The sequence below is a fragment of the Acinetobacter bereziniae LMG 1003 = CIP 70.12 genome, from assembly GCF_000368925.1.
In the GTDB taxonomy this organism is placed as follows: Bacteria; Pseudomonadota; Gammaproteobacteria; order Pseudomonadales; family Moraxellaceae; genus Acinetobacter; species Acinetobacter bereziniae.
Genome location: NZ_KB849755.1, coordinates 1 through 19,103 on the forward strand (window position 1 = coordinate 1; position 19,103 = coordinate 19,103).

General features: G+C 35.2%; 17 protein-coding genes. 7 read left to right on the forward strand and 10 right to left on the reverse strand.

Annotation, left to right across the window (positions count from 1 at the left end):
* The first annotated feature begins 39 nt into the window (after positions 1–39).
* Positions 40–1,365, forward strand: a complete 1,326-nt coding sequence (locus tag F938_RS01740) for an ISNCY family transposase (RefSeq protein WP_081313053.1) — start codon at positions 40–42, stop codon at positions 1,363–1,365.
* An 85-nt stretch (positions 1,366–1,450) separates the two neighbouring features.
* Here the strand turns inward: F938_RS01740 and F938_RS01745 are convergent, their stop codons facing one another.
* Complete coding sequence (locus tag F938_RS01745; RefSeq protein WP_004830790.1) at positions 1,451–1,639, reverse strand: hypothetical protein; 189 nt, start codon at positions 1,637–1,639, stop codon at positions 1,451–1,453.
* Between the two features lie 70 nt (positions 1,640–1,709).
* Positions 1,710–2,609 (reverse strand): LysR family transcriptional regulator, encoded by a 900-nt coding sequence (locus tag F938_RS01750; protein WP_005028833.1) that lies wholly within the window; start codon positions 2,607–2,609, stop codon positions 1,710–1,712.
* A 99-nt stretch (positions 2,610–2,708) separates the two neighbouring features.
* Here F938_RS01750 and F938_RS01755 point away from each other — a divergent pair, with 99 nt between their 5' ends.
* Both F938_RS01755 and F938_RS01760 read left to right on the forward strand, forming a co-directional pair.
* Positions 2,709–3,149 carry a CidA/LrgA family protein gene (locus tag F938_RS01755; protein WP_005028835.1) on the forward strand — a complete coding sequence of 147 codons (441 nt, stop codon included), beginning with the start codon at positions 2,709–2,711 and terminating at the stop codon, positions 3,147–3,149.
* Entirely contained in the window at positions 3,149–3,844 is a 696-nt protein-coding gene (locus F938_RS01760) for an LrgB family protein (protein WP_005028837.1), read from the forward strand. Before F938_RS01755 ends, F938_RS01760 begins: the two co-directional genes overlap by 1 nt.
* Positions 3,845–3,886: 42 nt before the next feature.
* Here F938_RS01760 and F938_RS01765 read toward each other — a convergent pair whose 3' ends face one another.
* Positions 3,887–5,050 (reverse strand): MFS transporter, encoded by a 1,164-nt coding sequence (locus tag F938_RS01765; protein WP_005028840.1) that lies wholly within the window; start codon positions 5,048–5,050, stop codon positions 3,887–3,889.
* Positions 5,051–5,441: 391 nt separating this feature from the next.
* Here F938_RS01765 and F938_RS01770 point away from each other — a divergent pair, with 391 nt between their 5' ends.
* Together F938_RS01770 and F938_RS01775 are read left to right on the forward strand one after the other, a co-directional pair.
* Positions 5,442–7,055, forward strand: coding sequence for a zinc metalloprotease (locus tag F938_RS01770; protein ID WP_005028843.1), 1,614 nt, complete (start codon positions 5,442–5,444; stop codon positions 7,053–7,055).
* A 557-nt stretch (positions 7,056–7,612) separates the two neighbouring features.
* Entirely contained in the window at positions 7,613–7,846 is a 234-nt protein-coding gene (locus F938_RS01775; RefSeq protein ID WP_005028845.1) for a DUF2171 domain-containing protein, read from the forward strand.
* A gap of 166 nt (positions 7,847–8,012) precedes the next feature.
* Here F938_RS01775 and F938_RS01780 read toward each other — a convergent pair whose 3' ends face one another.
* Positions 8,013–8,963 carry a DMT family transporter gene (locus F938_RS01780; protein ID WP_005028849.1) on the reverse strand — a complete coding sequence of 317 codons (951 nt, stop codon included), beginning with the start codon at positions 8,961–8,963 and terminating at the stop codon, positions 8,013–8,015.
* Between the two features lie 148 nt (positions 8,964–9,111).
* Positions 9,112–9,882, reverse strand: coding sequence for an alpha/beta fold hydrolase (locus tag F938_RS01785; protein ID WP_004830798.1), 771 nt, complete (start codon positions 9,880–9,882; stop codon positions 9,112–9,114).
* A 337-nt stretch (positions 9,883–10,219) separates the two neighbouring features.
* Here F938_RS01785 and F938_RS01790 point away from each other — a divergent pair, with 337 nt between their 5' ends.
* Positions 10,220–11,425: an amino acid aminotransferase gene (locus tag F938_RS01790; RefSeq protein ID WP_005028851.1), complete on the forward strand. Its 1,206-nt coding sequence runs from the start codon at positions 10,220–10,222 to the stop codon at positions 11,423–11,425.
* Between the two features lie 331 nt (positions 11,426–11,756).
* A complete protein-coding gene (locus F938_RS01795; RefSeq protein ID WP_005028853.1) occupies positions 11,757–13,325 on the forward strand; it encodes an ATP-binding cassette domain-containing protein in 1,569 nt (522 codons plus the stop codon).
* A gap of 434 nt (positions 13,326–13,759) precedes the next feature.
* Here the strand turns inward: F938_RS01795 and F938_RS23615 are convergent.
* The 5 genes from F938_RS23615 to F938_RS01825 form a co-directional block, all read right to left on the reverse strand.
* Positions 13,760–14,892, reverse strand: a protein-coding gene (locus F938_RS23615; protein WP_223672967.1) for an IS3 family transposase whose coding sequence is annotated in 2 segments (ribosomal slippage) — positions 13,760–14,640 and positions 14,640–14,892 — 1,134 coding nt in all. Because the reading frame shifts where the segments join, the coding sequence is not laid out codon by codon here.
* A 123-nt stretch (positions 14,893–15,015) separates the two neighbouring features.
* Positions 15,016–15,444 (reverse strand): VOC family protein, encoded by a 429-nt coding sequence (locus F938_RS01810; RefSeq protein ID WP_005028854.1) that lies wholly within the window; start codon positions 15,442–15,444, stop codon positions 15,016–15,018.
* Between the two features lie 31 nt (positions 15,445–15,475).
* Positions 15,476–16,222, reverse strand: a complete 747-nt coding sequence (locus F938_RS01815) for a helix-turn-helix domain-containing protein (RefSeq protein ID WP_005028855.1) — start codon at positions 16,220–16,222, stop codon at positions 15,476–15,478.
* 531 nt (positions 16,223–16,753) lie between these two features.
* Positions 16,754–18,013, reverse strand: a complete 1,260-nt coding sequence (locus tag F938_RS01820) for a hypothetical protein (protein WP_005028856.1) — start codon at positions 18,011–18,013, stop codon at positions 16,754–16,756.
* 38 nt (positions 18,014–18,051) lie between these two features.
* A complete protein-coding gene (locus tag F938_RS01825; protein ID WP_005028857.1) occupies positions 18,052–18,996 on the reverse strand; it encodes a hypothetical protein in 945 nt (314 codons plus the stop codon).
* Between the last annotated feature and the right edge of the window lie 107 nt (positions 18,997–19,103).

The window sequence follows — 19,103 nt, forward strand, 5'->3', positions numbered from 1 at the left end:
TGCAATTTCCTTAGCGGACGGTTTGATATGTTGGTGTCTATGTCGGATAAAGAACTTAAACGATTGTCGGTCTTGCAGGAAATCTGCGATCAACGCATAACTCAATCCCAGGCTGCTCAGCTACTTCATATTTCAGAACGTCAGATCAGACGCTTACTGCAGAAATACAAAGCTCAAGGTCCATCTGCATTAGCCCATGCCGGTCGTGGCCAAATCAGCAATTCTAAACTTCCTGAAGAACTCAGACTCAAGTGCCTCAATATTGTTTCTGACCAACTGCATGGTTTCGGACCCACTTTAGCGCATGAAAAGCTCACCACCGTACATGGATTCGATCTTTCAGTAGAAACCCTGCGTTCTTGGATGATTGCAGCTGACTTATGGATGCCTCGATCCAAGCGCCTGAAACGCCCGTATCAGCCTCGTTACAACCGGGATTGCTTTGGTGAACTGATCCAAATTGATGGCTCACACCATGACTGGTTTGAAGGACGCGCTGCTAAATGCTGTCTGCTGGTGTTTATCGATGATGCTACAGGAAAATTGCAGCATTTACGCTTCTGTGAGTCAGAATCAACCTTTGACTATATGATTTCAACACGCTTATATGTCGAACAGCACGGTAAGCCTTTAGCGTTTTACAGCGACAAACATTCAGTCTTTAGAGTGAATCAAAGCAGCAAGAAAGACACCAAGATTACCCAGTTTGGACGTGTACTCAGCACCCTGAATATCGATATCATCTTCGCTAATTCACCGCAGGCCAAAGGCCGTGTGGAACGGGCCAACAGAACCCTTCAGGACCGTCTGATCAAGGAGATGCGCCTGAAAGGCATCTGTTCGATTGAGCAAGCGAATGTCTGGCTACCCTGCTTCATTGAGCAGTTCAATCAGAAGTTCGCCAAGATGGCTTTTAATCCTAAGAATCTACATCGGTCTATCACTGAAACAGCCGAAGAATTAGATGATATTTTTACTTGGCGTGAACCCCGCAGAGTCACGAATAGCCTGACGATTACTTATGATAAATGCGTATATCTCCTGGAAAACACCGAAGAAAATCAAAGGTTGATCGGTAAGTATCTTGAGTTCCTTGAATACCCGGATGGTACTGTAGCCATCATGCATAATAGCCGAAAGATCAATTACAGCCTCTTCGATAAATTAAGTCAGCTGAATCAGCGAGAGATTGTTGAGAATAAACGGTTGGGTGCTGTTCTGAATCATATTCAACAACAGCATGAAGAACTGGAACAGCAAAACAAACGTAATCGTTCTCAAAAGATGCCAAGCAGACGTGCACAGAAAACAGCAATTCAAGAACGAAATCTAAATCCTGTGCTTGACTTGGAAATGTCCATATAGGACATTTCTATTTGGTTATTAGGTAGGACATTTCTACTTGGGAATAACATATGTATACTTAAGATTTGATATACATGCTTCTTATTTATTTACTAAAACGCTTTAAATGCGCTTGTTCATGAGCTTCAAATTTTTCAGGCAACACCAACTCCTGACACATCCAACAAAACTTATATTTGGACTCGATCTTCTTCATCAACTTAACAGCCGAATCTTCAGGACGATTAAGTAAAAATAAATAAATTTGATTTAATTCTTTTAATGTAAATTCCATACCACACCTAAAATTTGTTTAAACCATTGAAAATCAATACGTCGTATAATCTAACGTAAAATATGCCCCATTAAAAATGAATTTTCTCCCGGTTCATTTCAACGATATTCAACCATGCCTTGGTTGCAGGACTCATCGCTACTGTAATATTCCAAGCCATACTCAGTGTCCAATGTAATTTAGGTTCATTGAGTATGGCTGAGCAAAACTTTTGCGGATCTAACTGGTCACAGTAAATTTTAGGTAAAATTGCAATCCCCATATTGAATTCTACCATCTTGGTAATAAAGTCCCATTGACTGCTTTTACAAACAACTTTGGGTTCAAAACCTACGGAGTTCGCAGCCTGAATAATCATTTTGTTTAAAGTAAATGAATCAGCATAAAGTAAAAATTTTTCTTCTTTAAGTTCATTTAGATTCACAGTATTTTTTTGATTCCAATGTGAACTTTTCTTAGCCAATAGACACATTGGCGAATCTATCACAGGAATTGCAGCAAAACTTGGTCTTAAATTTCCCAATAAAATGCCTACATCAATGCTTTTTGCTGCAATAGCTTCTTCAATTGCATTAGCTCCAACCTCAAGAAATTTCAGTTGAATATCTGGGTAATTTTTATGAAACAAGGCAATCAATGGACTGAGTAAAACTGAACCTAATGGTGGCAAGCCTATGGTTAATTTACCTTTTTTTAAATCTTGAACCTGATCAATGTTATCAAAAATCAGTTTTTGTTCACTTAAAATATTTAAAGCATGTTGATAGATTAATTCTCCAATATAGGTGAGTACGACTTCCCTTTTTCTGCCAGCCTCTCCCTTTTTAAATAATGCCGTGCCGAGTTCTTCTTCTAAATGTTTGATTGATTTACTAATTGTTGGCTGAGTCATAAACAATCGATCAGCAGCAAGCGTAAAGCTTTCACAATGAACGATTTCCACAAAAATTTTAAGGTTTTTGATATCCATTAATTATTCCAAATACGCATAATTATGGTTTAATTATTCATAATATGCTGCAATATTTGCAACTAAAATAACACATCTCTTGAAAATATCTGCCTGTAAATGTCTACACATACTCAACACCATTCATTCTCATCAATTTACAAAGTTGTCTTACAAATTGGACTTTTAATCTTGATTTGGTGGATGGGTTCAATAATTCAAAAACAATTTAATTTGCCAATCTCTGCGGCTGTTATTGGTTTGTTTATGGTCTTATTTGGATTAATGACAGGTATATTTAAATTGAATTGGATCAAATCAGGTTCAGATTTTATATTAGGTGAATTGGTCCTATTTTTTATCCCATGTTTTATCGGTTTAATGCGATACAAAGACTTGTTTATGACTGAAGGATGGCAACTTATTGTCGTCGTTGTATTAGGCACAATTTGCGTGATGATCTTCACTGCATATAGTGTTCATCTTGGCTTTAAGTTAGAGAAAAAACTCAGTCAGCGAGCCACAGTTAAAACAACACAACTGGTTCATGGAGATAAATAATGTCCATTATTTCAATTTTTTGTGTTGTACTAACATTGGTTGCTTATATATTGGTTAAAAGGCTTTATCAAAAGTTTCCATATCTTGTTTTATCACCCGCAATACTTGTTCCTACTGTTTTAATTGCAATTTTACTGACTACTCATATTTCTTATGATGCCTATATGCTGGATAGTCAATGGATTATCTGGATGCTTGGACCTGCAACGGTGGCTTTTGCGATTCCAATTTTTGAATATCGCCAGATTATCAAGGCACATCTTATTTCGATTTCGATGGGTGTTGTCATAGGAATGCTTGCAGGAATGATCAGTGCTTTTTATCTAGCCAAGTTATTTAACTTCGATCAAACGACCACCTATAGTTTAATGGCGCGGTCAATTTCCACACCGTTTGCCATGGAACTGAGTACTCATATCGGAGGTTCAGTTGAACTGGTGATTTTATTTACCATGATCACTGGGGTTACAGGTATGCTGATTGGAGATTTGGTTTTAGGTTGCTTAAAGCTTAAATCAAGTTTCGCTCAAGGCGCTTCTTTAGGAAATGCAGCGCATGGATTTGGTGCCAGTAAAGCATATATGCGTCACAAAGATGAAGGTGTTATCGCAAGTTTAACTATGGTTTTAGCAGGTATTTTTATGGTATTGGTTGGACCTTTTATGGCTCACATCATTGTGCATTTACTTGGCTAACAGTTTAAGTGAATGGTTCTCTTTATTATAAAAGAGATTCATTCACTTTGATGCCGCTTGCAAAGTTTTAGGTAAGAATTGAATCAAGAATAATCCAAACAAGGCTGACAGCCCTGCAATAATAAAAATATATGCTCCTGTTAATTGTTCCCAATAATGCCCAGCCAGAATACTTCCTGAAGCAACACCAAGTCCCCACATTGTACTATATAAAGCTTGCCCTCTGCCTTGTTGCTGTGCAGCAAAGTTTTGTAGAATGACTCGCATTGCAATGATATGAAATAGCCCAAAGCTGAAGGCATGAAAGCTCTGCGAAATGAATTGAAGCAAGAAACTTTCGGAGAATAGACCCGCTAATATAAAACGAATACTGGTCATGACCAAACATAAAGCCACTAAACTTCGCCATGAAAAGCGACTAAGAAAAAAATTGGCGTAATTAAACATCATAATTTCAGCAATAACGCCAACAGCCCACAAAAAGCCAATTTGTGTGGTATTAAATCCAGCGAGTTTTAAGTAATTACTATAAAAGCTGTAAAATGGTGCTTGTGCAAAAAGCATAATAAATTCAATTGTAAAGAATGCGAGCACAACAGGTCTTTTAATTATCGGCAATAAAGGTTCTAGTATTTTTTGGGCACTTGGAGCAGAACTCGGCTCTTTAATTGAAAATGACCAAATAAAAGCACTAAATGCGATACATAACAGCATGATAGGTAAATATTTAACATTAATAACGTCAAGTATTGCCCCTATACTAAATACGCCTACAATAAATCCAATGGACCCCCACTTTCTTATTTTCCCATATTCTGCTGTATGTTTATTTCCAAGCCAAAATAAAGTGACACCTTCGAATTGTGCTAGAATTGCATTTTGAAAAAAGCTAAAGATCAGCATAAGCAACGCAATTGATTGCATATTATTGGGAATAATAAAAATCAGAAACCAAATTGTCGCTTCCATCCATGTTGCAATGCGGACTAGAAGCATTCGCTTCCCTGTTTTATCTGCAATAAATCCCCAGATAAAAGGCGCAAATATTCGTGTTAATATTGCAATGGAAGATAGTAAGCCTATCTCTTTATAGTTAAATCCTTGATCTTGAAGGTATAAACTCCAATACGGTAAAAAAGTTCCGACGATTGAATAATACCAAAAATAAAATCCACTCAGTCTATATTGGATAGGAAAAGCGCGCATAAGCTTAGATTGCTATGTATTTTCAATATCTTAGCATAATAAGGTTTTGGCAAATTAAGTTAATTCTATTCTTTTTGTAGATCGTTATTCTCAACCGCCTATTCTCCTAAGTCAGATGTTTAATGAACATTCTCTCAGCTTTAATCAGCTAGCTTAAAGTTCAATGTATGTATGAGAACAACTATAATAGAATAAAAAACTGGAAGAAAATCAAATGCCCATGCCATTGAGAATATCAGAATAAAATATGAATCAATGCGGTCATTAAAGTTTGTCTTAAAAACAAAATGACAAACAATTTTTACACCTTATTCACTTAATTTTTTTTAAATTACTATCTTGTTTAACATGAATATATAAAAAGCCTTACATCATCGGAGTCATAATAAAAATGATGCGCATCGAATCAAGTCCAGAAAAAGGTAGTGTATGCCAAACGTGCTTAAGAAATTTCTTTGTACACTTTAGACGTCCTTATAAAATTGGGGAGCCTGTTGCAGCAGATTATAATGGTGAATTTGGTTTTGATTGGGTTCGTGATGAATATATATATCCATTAACAATTATCGACACTGATGAAAATAAAAAAGATACCGTAATTAAAGATTATGATAATGTTGTGCGACGTATGCTTAACCATCAATTTGATGGTGGTAGGGGCGTATTTATTAATAAAGGTCTTTATCTACCCGCTTGGCTATCCATTTTTGCAACAAACTGTCCTGGAACATTAGGTAGCGATCAAATCAATAGTCAAGGCGCCAATCTTGATTTAGAGATTCATCAAAGTCCAGATGATGATAAAAGTCCTTTAACCGATGATGGCACTATCCTAATTTTTAAATCTTCAAATTCATGTCTAAAAATTTCAACGTTTGGAAAAGATCAACAAGCTCAAATGGTTGAAGAACCTCTGGCAAATTTTATCAACTCTGGTCGAATTGCAGAACAGTTAGCAACACAAAGACGTTTTTCTTATAAAAAGAAAAAAGCCATTAATATTATTTGTTCAGGAGACACATTGAGCCAAAATGAATATATTCTGGTACAAGCAAAAAAGTCTGGAAAAATACAAAATGTAGGTATGCTTTTAGTCGCTAAGAATAAAGAAATTTTTGTGATTAACTTAATTATGGTTGATGTCAAAGTAAATGGAAAAATTTTAGAAAAGCCGAAAAATTATGAATGGGAATTAAAAAATAGAATATTTAACCAATGTTTAATGATCGCAGATGTGGTTAGAAAAGAAGTATTTGATTTAGATCGCCTTGCTAAAACTGATTCAGAAGTTCAGGCATTTGTACAAAAATGGTGGTCAGATAAAATCAAAATCGAAGATGAAACTAAAATTGGAGATCCAGACCAGCTCTACGTTCCAGTGAATGAATTTCATAAAAAAGATACAGCAGAGGGAGAAGTCACTTATTTAGTTGAGGATAATAGTGAAAAATTTAAAGCGGAATTATTGAAGTTATATGAGAGAAAAAACTTTAAATTATTACCCATAAATTCATCGTATGAATCCCATAGATATGTCTTTTTTGCACCGATCGCAATGAGATATGAGCCTATTTATCAGATGGTTTATGATCCTGTCCTGAAAAAAGATGTTATGACAATGATTGAGCCTGGATCAGTCCTTGAAGGATCTGCAAGTTTTGAGGCTGATACTCGACTTTTTAAACGAGAACCTGAAATAGAGCCTCTTTACAGAACAAAAGATATAGAATGGGGAAAATCTGTCGTTATATTTGCCGATGCCCCACCTTACATCGAAGTGATAGCACATGAATTAAACCATACATTAGGCTTATTACATACATTTCATGATAATGAAATGAGATTTCATCAAGGTTTTACAGACAATGTTATGGATTATTCAAATACAGATGATAAACGTCTTTCAAAATTTAATACCTATCAAACCATTTTTAGAAAAATTCAAGCAGATCAAATTAAGACACATCTATTTACACCTTCTAAACTATTTAAAAAAACGTCTTAGTAGAGTTAAAAAATCCATTTAGTACAAACTATTGAATACTCAATAGAATTGATAAGTTTATTATTTTATGACTGGTAGTTTAGTCATTTTTTTGATTATCTACCAGTATCATCCAAATGTTGAACCTTTTAAGTGAAGTTTATAAGTTCATGTGATGACATTTAAACTCGTATCTAATTGATTTAGTCATGAAGATTAAAAAATTAGCCCCCTGCTTAGCCTGTCGTTTTTAGTCGTGTATCAGTACTTTATTTTATCAATTTATTTTTTTACTCACATAAGAAGCCCATTTTAATGATTCAATTCAAATGAAGTTTAGTTTTGTCAAAACTACGATAAAAGTGTTAAAAACAACAAAAAATAGTCAATAAAAACAATTAATTATTAAGAATTAAATACTACAATGTTTTTTATTTCAAGACATTACCATGTAGCAATCTTAAAGCCTTAAGTAAATGTTTAGATGGTCTTGTAGTGTTTCCTTTTCATTCCAAGACTCTCTGAGATCTTTAGGCTATGGTGAATACTCAAATCACATTTCAATAGGAAAGAATCAAATGACTTCTATCAATGTTGAGAGTATTAAAAATCATGCTGATGTTATCGCTGCGTGCGGAACTAAAGTTGGTGAGGTAGATCATCTGGTAGGTTCAGATCAAATTAAACTGACCAAACATGGAGATGGACACCATCATCTGATCCCAACCTCATGGGTGGGACAAATCCAAGATCAAAAAGTTATTCTGACCAAAGACTCTCAAGAAGTAAAAGATACTTGGATAGAGGTTTAGTAAAAAATCTATACCCGTTTTATTTTAATTTAAACTGAATCTAATGATTATAGAACAGCCCTCTTTTGAGGGCTGTTCTATTGAAGAAACCAAATCATTTTTAAAACTTATTTTCCGATAATAATTCAATATCTTTTGATTTGGAAAATATCAATTAAATCCTATGCTATTTCGATTTTCTGACATGCCCGTCGAACAGCGTGTGTCTTTCCGATTTAAAGGTTTTTTTATTGGTCATTAAGACACCAATAAAACTCATTGCGCCGCCGACCAACATTACTACTGTTATTGGTTCATTAAGAAGTAAAAATGCCAGTAGTACTGCAAATAAAGGCACTAAATTGTTAAAAATAATTGTTCTGGATGTACCTATTTTTGCAATGCCTTGTGCATACCATACGAATGCCAACACTGTACCTAAAGCGCCTAAATAAAGGACACTCAAATAAATACTGGCATGGAACGTAAAACTTTGCCATTGTCGAAGATACGGTATAAAGCTCATAGATAAGAAAAATAGCCCCCAAAGTGTTGAATAGGTTGTAATGATCAGTGGTGATAAACCCACAATTTTTTTACAAAGCAATGTATATGCAACCCAACTGAGTACAGCACAACTCATCATTAATTCACCCATTCCAAAAGAAGTATTTAACTGAGAAAAAAGATGACCTTTGGTCACAACCAGTAAAGTTCCAAAAAATGCGAGAACCACACCCAAATAGTTAAATTTCGAGAGCTTTTCTTTGAAAAGAATTCGTGCTGCAATTATGGTCAATATCGGGGAGAGACTAACAAATAAAGCGGTTCGCCCTGCTTCCATATGCGATAACGCACCAAAGAAAAAAATATTATAGCCAAATACCCCAGTGAGTCCCATACATGCAGTGAGTAAATGCTGTTTAAGGTTTATTGTTTTAAATGACCCTTCAACTTTTATCAAAATTATCATCAGTAAAATAGAGGCAACGATAAAACGCATCAACGCTGCGATTTGGGCAGACATTTCAAAGGCAATCACACGCCCTGCAATAAAAGTTCCACCCCATAGCATCGCTACACAGGTCAGTTTTAAATAAATTGTAAAATCCGCCCAGACGATTTTTTTTGTGTGCATGTGCAATGTTCAATTCAAAATATGTATTTTTTAAATATTAAAACTAATAATACATCATGACATAATGAGCATTTACTCATGAGGCTAAGCACAATAATTCAAAAATATTGATTTATGAAGTGCTGTGGAAATTCGAAATTTTATCTGATTATTTCTCTATAAAGGTAGAAATCAATTGATTTACTTCAGCGGGTTTTTCGGCATGCAACCAATGACCAACCTGTTGAATGATTTCAACTTGGCTGTGGCTAAATTGTGATTCAATTGCATCAAAATGCTCTGGTTTTGAAATATAGGGAGAATTTCCACCTTTGATAAATAATGCTGGGACTGTATTTACCGACTGATTTTGCCAGTCCAAAATATCAGCATAATGGTTAAATAATGCGTGCACATTGAATAGCCACTTTCCTTTATTAAAAGATTTCAATAAAAATTGAATGACCATTTCTTCTTTTAAATATTGGCGCATAAGCTCAGTGGCTTCTTTTCGAGACTCCAATTGCGCATTTTCAACAGCAAATAATGCTTTAAAAATTTGATCATGGTGATTTTCTTGATATGCATAAGGTGTCATATCTAGAACCACCATCTTCAACATACGATCCTGTGCAAGATCCGCCAGTTTCATTGCAATTTTACCGCCCATGGAGTGCCCAACAACAACAAAAGTTTCAATCTTGAGATGGTCGAGTGTTTCCAAAACATCAGATGCCATGAGCGTATAATTCATTTCTACAGAGTGTTCAGAATGCCCGTGGTTACGCACATCGAGTTGCAATATATTAAATTTTTCTTGAAAGGCGCGTGCAATAATCCCTAAATTACTTAAACTACCAAACAAGCCATGGATCAAAACAAGTGTTTGTTGATTTTCCGATGTAGATTGGGCTTGATCGTATTGATAATTGAGTAACATTAAGAATCTTCCAAAATTAAAATTGCTTTCACGCTATGATGACAAGAAGCTAAATCTAGGACAATAGTTTTATCATTCAGGTCACAATAATGCGAATTAAAGGCAAGCCATATTTTAAAATATTTTGTGCCTAGCATTAACCACCATATATTACTTATTTTCTACTTAGCTTCTGCTTTAATCGCAAATTCAGTCGTAAATATAGACAAATAAGACTGAACTTCATCTAAAGTTGAATAAATAATAAAAAATAAACTTCATTCTGCTGTTGAGTCGGACTTCGAATTACCTATATTATCAAACACGAATATCTTCGTTTGATTTAGGACTTGAGACCATGTTTCAACATGTAGATCCTTATGCAGGTGATCCAATTCTTTCTTTAATGGAAGCCTTTGGTAAGGATGAACGGACACATAAAGTAAATTTAAGTATTGGTCTTTATTATAATGAGGACACGATTGTTCCTCAGTTAAATGCTGTAAAAGCAGCGTTGAAGAATATTGAACCAAGCAATGATAAGGTAAAGCTTTATTTACCAATGGACGGTTCAAAGTCTTATAACGAAGCGACCCAAAAATTAGTGTTAGGCGAAAACAGTCAAGCACGTAAAGATGGTCGTGCTGTGACTATTCAGACACTGGGTGGTTCTGGTGCGCTCAAAGTGGGGGCTGATTTTCTCAAAAAATATTTCCCTGAATCTGATGTTTGGGTCAGCCAACCGACTTGGGAAAACCATATTGCAATTTTCAATGGCGCAGGAATCAATTCGCATTTCTATCGCTACTTTGATGCTGCAAGCAATGGTGTTGATATTGAGGGCATGTTGGAAGATTTAAAACAAATTCCAGCCAAAGGTATCGTTCTACTGCATCCATGTTGCCATAACCCAACTGGGGCAGATTTAACACCTGCTGAATGGGATCGTGTTATTGAAGTCTTAAAAGCACGTGATCTAATCCCCTTCCTTGATATTGCTTATCAAGGTTTTGGGCAAGGCTTAGAAGAAGATGCTTATGCCATTCGTGCTTTAGATCAATCTGGTTTAAATTTTATTGTCAGCAATTCATTCTCTAAAATTTTCTCACTGTACGGTGAGCGTGTTGGTGGTTTGACATTCATATGTGATGATCAAGCAACAGCACAAAAAGTTTTAGGTCAGTTAAAAGCAACTGTACGTCGTATTTACTCAAGCCCACCAACAACTGGTGCGTTAGTGGTCGATAATGTATTGAACGACGCAACGCTGACTGAACAATGGCATGCAGAACTTAAAGAAATGCGTGAGCGTATTATTCAAATGCGCGAACTGTTAAAAGCAAAATTATCTACTGCTCTGCCTGATCGCAACTTTGATTATCTGACTGCCCAACAAGGTATGTTTAGTTATACAGGTTTAACTGCTGAGCAAGTGGATATTTTGAAAGATCAATATGCCATTTACTTGGTTCGTAGCGGTCGTATGTGCGCTGCTGGTTTAAACTTGAAAAATATTGACTATGTGGCAAGCTCTGTTGCAGAAGTCATTAAGGCAACCTCTTGATTTAATAGAGAGTGGTTTGAATCTAAAAAAATCCCTGGTTGTTAAAAGCTAGGGATTTTTTAAGTTATCCAATATCATCCATAAACATGGATTGACATCTGGTTTGAATTTTATAAAATAGACATTCTCAACTCATCTTTTAAAGAGTAACGCCAATGAAGTAAGTCATTTTCTCATCATTATTTTTAACTTTTGATGTGCAAAATAGATTTTACTCAAGGCAAAACTTATCTTTTGGTTCTGATACCACACTAACGATAAATAGAATAACCCTGTTATTTATAGCTTTATTTCATACTATTTTGTGCATCCTCTATATGAGGGTTCTCCCATGCAACAGGCATGTATTATTTCTAATCTGAGTTTGGCATTCCCCACTCAAGATTTGTTTAATCAATTGAATTTGGTGCTTTATTCAGGGCAAAGTTCAGCTTTGATTGGACGAAATGGTCTAGGTAAATCATTACTTTTTCAGATTTTGCATTTGCAACAATATTCAAATCTCGCGTATAGCGGTCAAATAACGTGGCATATCCAGCATGACTATTTAGCACAATTGCAACGCTTAGAAGCACAAACCATTGCTCAAGGATTGGAGGTTGAACACTTACATCGTGCATTTCAACGGATTGAGGAAAATACTGCCAGTTTTGAAGATTATGACTTGGTTGAGAATGCTTGGGATCTGCCACAAAAATGGCAACAGATTTTACATAACACACAGTTACCGATGGATTTAAATTATCCAATTCAACAACTGAGTGAAGGACAAAAAACCAAATTAGCTTTGTGTCGTTTATTCTTAAAGCAAGATCATTATTTGCTGTTAGATGAACCGAGTAATCATTTGGATATTCAATCTAGACAATGGCTTATGGAGTCTATTTTGGCTCATCCTGCTGGTGTATGTCTGATCAGTCATGACCGTCAATTGCTTGATCAGGTTCAACATATTTATGCATTAACCGAATTGGGATTGCAGCACATCCGTGGAAATTATACAGACTACATTCTACAACATCAGCAACAGATCGATGCTTTAACTCAGTCGATTCAACAAGATAAACGTGAATTAAAACAGTTAAAGCAACAACAACACGAAAGCTTAATGAAAGCTCAGAAACGGCAACGTAAAGGTGCCCAACTACGTGACTCAAACTCTCAAGCTAAAATTCTACTCGACTTTAAAAAGGAGCAAGCTGGACAAAGTTTTGGAAAATTACGCACGCAACAACTTCGTCAAATGGATGATTCACAACATGATTTACAAGATAAACAAAGTAAACTAGAGAAAATTAAGCCTCAAAGGTTTGAATTTCAACTGCATAGCGCGCGTCAAGGTGAAATATTGAGAATCAATGATTTAAGATTGCCCTATGCATCGACACAAAAAATCAAATTTTCATTGCGTGCTGGTGAAAAAATTCAGCTTAAAGGTGCCAACGGTATTGGAAAATCAACCTTGTTAAAAATGATTGCTCATCATCAGACTCAGGAAATCTTTTTTAATGGTGCTTGTCTATATCTGGATCAAAACTTTAGTCTGTTAAATAATGATCTCACGGTGATTGAAAATTTAGCCATGTTTAACCCTCAAATTGCTGAAGTTGAGTGGCGAAAACTTTTGGGACAATTACGTATCCGTCGCGAGAAAGCCTTGTTCAAGTTGGGGCAATTAAGTGGTGGGGAAAAGCTTAAAGTCGCATTATTAGCCATCAGTCAAGCAGCCAATGGTGTTGATTTACTTTTGTTGGATGAACCTGAAAATCACTTAGACATTGAATCTAGAATGCTACTTGCACAAGCCATTGAGCAATTTAAAGGTGCCGTCATTTTAGTTTCGCATGATGCATTCTTTGTTGAAGAATGCGGAATAAATGAGGCATATCTACTTCAATAGGGTCTGTGGACAATTCGTCTATGTTTGCGACTAGGTGTGTTTTTTAGGCGATTCTAGGCGCGAAATACGAAATTTAGTCATTCTAAATGAGTAGTTCGTAACGACGAAGCGCCAAAAAACACGCTAGTCCCGAAGGGTTGTGGCTAAAATTATCTCAGGCTACGTTATGAAATTTAAAAATAGTCTCGCTATTCTCTTCATTTCATGCCTTGCCTGCTCAATTTTAACCTACAACGCAAGCCATTTATGAAATGTCCACAGACCCTAGTGCTGCAAATGAATATTTCAAAGCAACATTAAAGTGTTTATCGCTCTATAGCAGGATATGACAGATTCTCTAGCAATGAATTGAAATGTATTCGTTTCGACTTAGAGAGGTGGTCCCACTTGTTTGAACAACTAAAAGCTTATTTATAAGTGATACTCTGCTCTAGTTAAGCTACCTTATTTTGTTGTGGTAGCTGGTCATAGTAAAACTCATCTGGAGTCATTTTGTCCAGACTCGAATGAGGTCGTTTCAAATTATAAAATTCAAAATATGCGTTTAATTGCTTCTTCGCATCCAAAACATTGCTGTAGGCTTTGAGATACACCTCTTCATATTTAACGCTCCGCCATAATCGTTCAACCATCACATTATCAACCCATCGACCTTTACCATCCATACTGATTTGAATGCCATTTGATTTCAATACATCAATAAATGCATCACTGGTAAACTGACTGCCTTGGTCTGTATTAAAGACTTCAGGTCGGCCATATTTTTCAATAGCTTCATTTAATGTTTCTATGCAAAATGTAACCTCCATACTAATCGATACTCTATGCGCAAGTACCTTGCGGCTATGCCAATCAATCACAGCACATAAATAAACAAAGCCTTTTGCCATAGGGATATACGTTATATCCGTAGACCACACTTGATTACTGCGCTGAATAGCCAATCCTTTGAGCAGATATGGATATTTACGGTGAGCTTGATTGGCCTGACTTAGATTTGGTTTACGATATAACGCATTAATGCCCATTTTCTTCATTAAAGTACGTGTATGACGTCGTCCTATATGATGTCCTTGACGATTCAATAAATCACGCATCATACGGCTACCTGCAAAAGGGTATTGCATATGTAACTCATCCATACAGCGCATCAGCTTCAGATCTGATTCACTCACAGGTTTTGGGCGATAGTAATAACAACCACGGGAGACTTTCAGCAGCTTAGCTTGCTTAGATACTGAAATCTGAAGTGAGTCATCGATTAACTTTTGTGGTTGAAGCGACCCAGTTTCTTCAACACACCTTCTAAAAAATCAATTTCTAATGCCTGCTCACCGATTTTTGCATGTAGTTTTTTTAGATCGATGGGTGGTTCTGTTGGAGCTTTTGATTGATCGAAAGCTTGCGAGGAAGCTGAAATCAGTTGATTTTTCCAGTCAATAATTTGGTTTTGATGAACATCAAATTCAGCACTCAATTCAGCAAGTGTTTTTTCTGCTTTAATCGCAGCAAGTGCTACCTTAGCTTTAAAGTCATTTGAATGATTTCTTCTTGGTCTACGTGTCATAAAATACTCCATATATTGATGTTTATAACATCATTTGGGGAGCAAAATATCACTTATAAGTGTTGTTCAAATTTCCTGATCCACCTCTTAGTGAGAATTTGTCATCATGCCCATGTTGCACATTTATTGTTTTTGAGCTGCTTCAGCGAACCCGAGAATATAACCATTTGGATCTTTCAAATAAAATTCTTGCATTCCATACCACGCTGTTTTTAATTCAGTAAGTTCTAGATTTTTGCTTTTAAGTGCTAAATAAAATGCTTCTATACCTTCAATTTCCATATAAAATGATACAGATGCACCTATATTTAACCCTTTGGAAAATATAACATCATTTTTAAAAGTGTCTGTACGCTGAAACATAAATTCGATTTGATTTCTTTGTACCAAAGCATAAACATAAGCTTTGTTGTCCATAAAACGAGTATCTATTCCATCTTGAGATTCTGCAACTGCCATGATTAATTTAAAACCCAAGTGATCGACATAAAAAGCCACAGTTTTTTGAATATCAGACACTTCAAAGTTTGGAGAGATTTTATGAATATTCATATTGATTTCACCTGCAAATTAAGATGATCAATTATGATTGTGATGTCACCTTAAATAATTGTATAAATCGGTCATTTTTGTTTTTACTTAATTCTTTCGGTGTAGTCCCTGTGTATTTTTTTATTTGTTTAATAAAATGTGCTTGATCATAATATTCACAATTCGGATTGAGATGATCACTGGTTATTTTCCTATATGCTGTATGGCAGCGTACAATGTTCAAAAATTCTTTTAGTGTGATCCCAAATGTTGTCTGAAAATATCTGTTGATTTGTCGACTGCTCCAGAAAACATGGTTAGAAATTTCAGCTACAGTTTTCACTTCTTGATCATAGACCATGCGAAATAATTTCAATTTTCTATGGTCTATTTGATTTAAATCATTAAATAAGATTTCTAAATCTTTTGATATTTGAACAACAAAATGTTCAAATTCATCTGAATGATATTGATCAAGCTGCCAAAAGTTTAAAGCTAAGTTAACGGATGTGTCTAAAATCGACTTTAATTGATCTTTGAAAACATATTCGATTGCCGGGAGTTTAAATCTAACCGCAAAAATCTGAGTGTTTTTTGAAATTCTTATCTCTTTTGGTGTGGTCCATATTCCTGTAAGTTTAACAAGCGTTAATTTCCTGTGACTAAACTCAGCAATTAAGTCGAAATAACCATCAGGCAAAATAGTATGCTGAATGTCTATTTCTTCCGTATCATAATACCAAAAGCACTTTATAAAATGATTTAAAAAACCTTTTGCTTCAATTTCCCGATATTTCAATTCAATACTCCGCTAAAGTTTGATAATCATAGAGAATGAACAAACTAAGTTTTACACTTCAGAGGAAAGGCGACTGTATAAATTATGGTTTTCATTAGATCTCTTGCGTTAGTCAAAATTTGAGCAGCTGTGAGCTTTGTTATATAGTCAATCTGTTGAAAAATTCATACAGTAGAATATCATTTCTCTTGATCAATAAAATTAAAGCGATCAATATATTGTTTGATAATCTAAAGCTTGCATTGCCACGCTTTAGCTCTAAAGTTTAAATTGTTTTGAGTAGGCGATACTTTACTTTTCAGAGATGAAAAGTAACAAAAATCTTCCGTTGAGCGAGGGGTACATCCTAATACCCCCGCTCAACATGGCGACATCCATGTCGCCTCGTGATAGCAAGACTGTTTATGATTCAAAAGTAAAAAATAAATGAATCATCCAAATCACTTGTTTGAATAATCAGGCGGTTTGACTATATAAGGTATTGCATATAGCTAAATGACCCATAAACTTACTTTCGCAAGAGGTCTATTGTTAGGTACATTGAACTAAATAGCCGCTTACTTGTGATTGATCACACCAAAATACATAACATATTCCACCACTTCCAAAATAAACTTCACCGTTTTCCATATCTGGAAGATCAGTATCAAGTTGCATCAGAAAATCCATTTTCTCATTGCACACTGGGCAAGTTAAAACTTGGGGACTTTGAATCCATGTAGGTTCACCGCCTAATCTAAACAAGTTTTCTCTACCATTTGAACTGCCCCAACTTTGATATAGCCATCTAGATGGAGTTTCTGAAAAGCAAATTTGAGTATGTTTAATCGCTAAATCAGGATAACTCTCGACAACTGTTGTATCACCAATTTTAGTCGGCTCTCCAAACTGGTCATGTTGATAGAATATTTCACTATATTCATTTAATTCTCTAATATGCATGCCGAGTTTAAGCCGTTCTAAACTTTTAATATTTAAACCTTTTGGGATCTCCTCAAATGTGATGAGATGGATAAATGGATTATGACTATCCTCTTGAATCAATCCACCAAATGCAAAGTATTTATCGTCGGATGCCAAACGCCAAGTCGGATGTTGTTTTTTATTGATATGGATAGGACGATCATCATGAAAATAATGTTCAGGAAATTTGAAATGAAATGTTAGGTTTGGACAATAGCTTTCAATTTTTCCATGCCTAAATGTAAATCCAACAGATTCTAGATCATCAATTAAATAGTCCTCTATATCCTCTCTTGCAAAAATATTATTTTTAACTGCAAATTGATAAGCAAAATTGAGCGTGTCTAAGTTCCGTGTTTCCATCAAACACCGATAGAGTTTTTGCTGATCCAATAGTGCTGTGGAATGACTTTTTATTTTCTCAATAAAAGGTTTTATATCGTCTGCAGCTAGATTTCTCCAAGGATATTCAGCATAAAAAGCAGATTCATTCGGTTTTAACTCAAAAATGAGGTCTAAATATGGATGCAGTAATTCTGGAAACTGTAAACTGGCATATTCAATGACTGCATCCGCATTTTCATTGTGCTGCTGTTTTAATCGATCAAGTGATAAAACGATCAATTTAGAAAAATCTGCTTTTTCAATATAACTAAGCGAATCATTAAATATTGTTGCTCCTTTCTCAAAATTTGTCATAAATAAAAGACAAAAAGTAGAAGCTGCTTGGTGATCATCAAGCAGCTCAAAAAGCCTTTCATAAAGATTTGGGGTCTTCCAACCCTGTTGTTTAAAATCATCTATTAAATTTTCAGCTTTTTCTTTCATTATTTCTGTTCATCTAAATCCAATAAAAAATTACTGCGTCATAATGGCGTCTTTTCTTTACACATTGCAAGACTTTGAGCTTCGCGTAAATATACCCAAAAAATATCACCTGAATGCTGGATAATTTGCGGATATTTGCCCAAACCACGAGGAAAAGTGATGTCTAAAATTTCGTTTGTGGCGAGTGAAAAAATCTTTTGTTTACCTTTCCATTCGTCATTTTGGAAAACAGGTGTAAGCATTAAATACTTTTGTGAACTACTCAATAAGCCATTTACACCACGCTTTTTCTGATCAATTGAATGCAGATCTCCACTATCAATCAAAGTTTCAACAACCTTTCCCATTAAGTCAGTTTTGATAAAAGCATAATAATCCATTCCCCACTTGTTTATGGATACCAATTGCCCACCCGCGCTAAATATATATAATTCATTATCTTGTAACATGACTGTATCAATTTTAGGTGGGTACTGCTTATCTTTGTGAGATGAGAATGTCTGTGCCTCTAATGTAATCCAACTTTTCCAGTAAGCTTGATGATTTATAACATCTAAATCCAGTAGTGCTAAATATCTTGTATCGTGCCCCATGCCATCACTGTTAAAGCAAATGGGGAAAACAGAACAATCACTTATTGAGTTTTTCCAATACAAGTTAAATCGTTGAGGGAGCGTTTCAGTTTTATCTATCTTAATTGGCGCGAATCTGTTTTTTTCATGTGAATATAATAACAGCTCATTTTTGTCTTTAATGATGCCGAGTTGATGATTTACACAAAACAAAACGGGTGAGTTTTCAAGTTGATAATATTTCTCACTGTAGCCTAGATCTATTGTTTTATATTTATCTTTAGACACATAGACGATTTGATATTTGTGATCTTCACTATACGACAAGAATGCAGATGTATATTCATCTATACAAATTGCAGAAAGTATAGGACCGACAAAGATATCTTTTTGAATAAGCTCTAGTTTCATAAGTTCAATTCAGTTCGCTAAAATACAACTTGGATAACAACTTATATTAAATACTAAACTGCCTTACAGATGATGCGCATCAAGTACAGGATGATCTAAATGTTTGA

Bases quoted from the DNA above. Each gene is read 5' to 3' on its own strand.
- F938_RS01740 (WP_081313053.1), top strand. From the start codon at position 40: ATGTCGGATAAAGAACTTAAACGATTGTCGGTCTTGCAGGAAATCTGC.
- F938_RS01745 (WP_004830790.1), bottom strand. From the start codon at position 1,639: ATGGAATTTACATTAAAAGAATTAAATCAAATTTATTTATTTTTACTT.
- F938_RS01750 (WP_005028833.1), bottom strand. From the start codon at position 2,609: ATGGATATCAAAAACCTTAAAATTTTTGTGGAAATCGTTCATTGTGAA.
- F938_RS01755 (WP_005028835.1), top strand. From the start codon at position 2,709: ATGTCTACACATACTCAACACCATTCATTCTCATCAATTTACAAAGTT.
- F938_RS01760 (WP_005028837.1), top strand. From the start codon at position 3,149: ATGTCCATTATTTCAATTTTTTGTGTTGTACTAACATTGGTTGCTTAT.
- F938_RS01765 (WP_005028840.1), bottom strand. From the start codon at position 5,050: ATGCGCGCTTTTCCTATCCAATATAGACTGAGTGGATTTTATTTTTGG.
- F938_RS01770 (WP_005028843.1), top strand. From the start codon at position 5,442: ATGATGCGCATCGAATCAAGTCCAGAAAAAGGTAGTGTATGCCAAACG.
- F938_RS01775 (WP_005028845.1), top strand. From the start codon at position 7,613: ATGACTTCTATCAATGTTGAGAGTATTAAAAATCATGCTGATGTTATC.
- F938_RS01780 (WP_005028849.1), bottom strand. From the start codon at position 8,963: ATGCACACAAAAAAAATCGTCTGGGCGGATTTTACAATTTATTTAAAA.
- F938_RS01785 (WP_004830798.1), bottom strand. From the start codon at position 9,882: ATGTTACTCAATTATCAATACGATCAAGCCCAATCTACATCGGAAAAT.
- F938_RS01790 (WP_005028851.1), top strand. From the start codon at position 10,220: ATGTTTCAACATGTAGATCCTTATGCAGGTGATCCAATTCTTTCTTTA.
- F938_RS01795 (WP_005028853.1), top strand. From the start codon at position 11,757: ATGCAACAGGCATGTATTATTTCTAATCTGAGTTTGGCATTCCCCACT.
- F938_RS01810 (WP_005028854.1), bottom strand. From the start codon at position 15,444: ATGAATATTCATAAAATCTCTCCAAACTTTGAAGTGTCTGATATTCAA.
- F938_RS01820 (WP_005028856.1), bottom strand. From the start codon at position 18,013: ATGAAAGAAAAAGCTGAAAATTTAATAGATGATTTTAAACAACAGGGT.
- F938_RS01825 (WP_005028857.1), bottom strand. From the start codon at position 18,996: ATGAAACTAGAGCTTATTCAAAAAGATATCTTTGTCGGTCCTATACTT.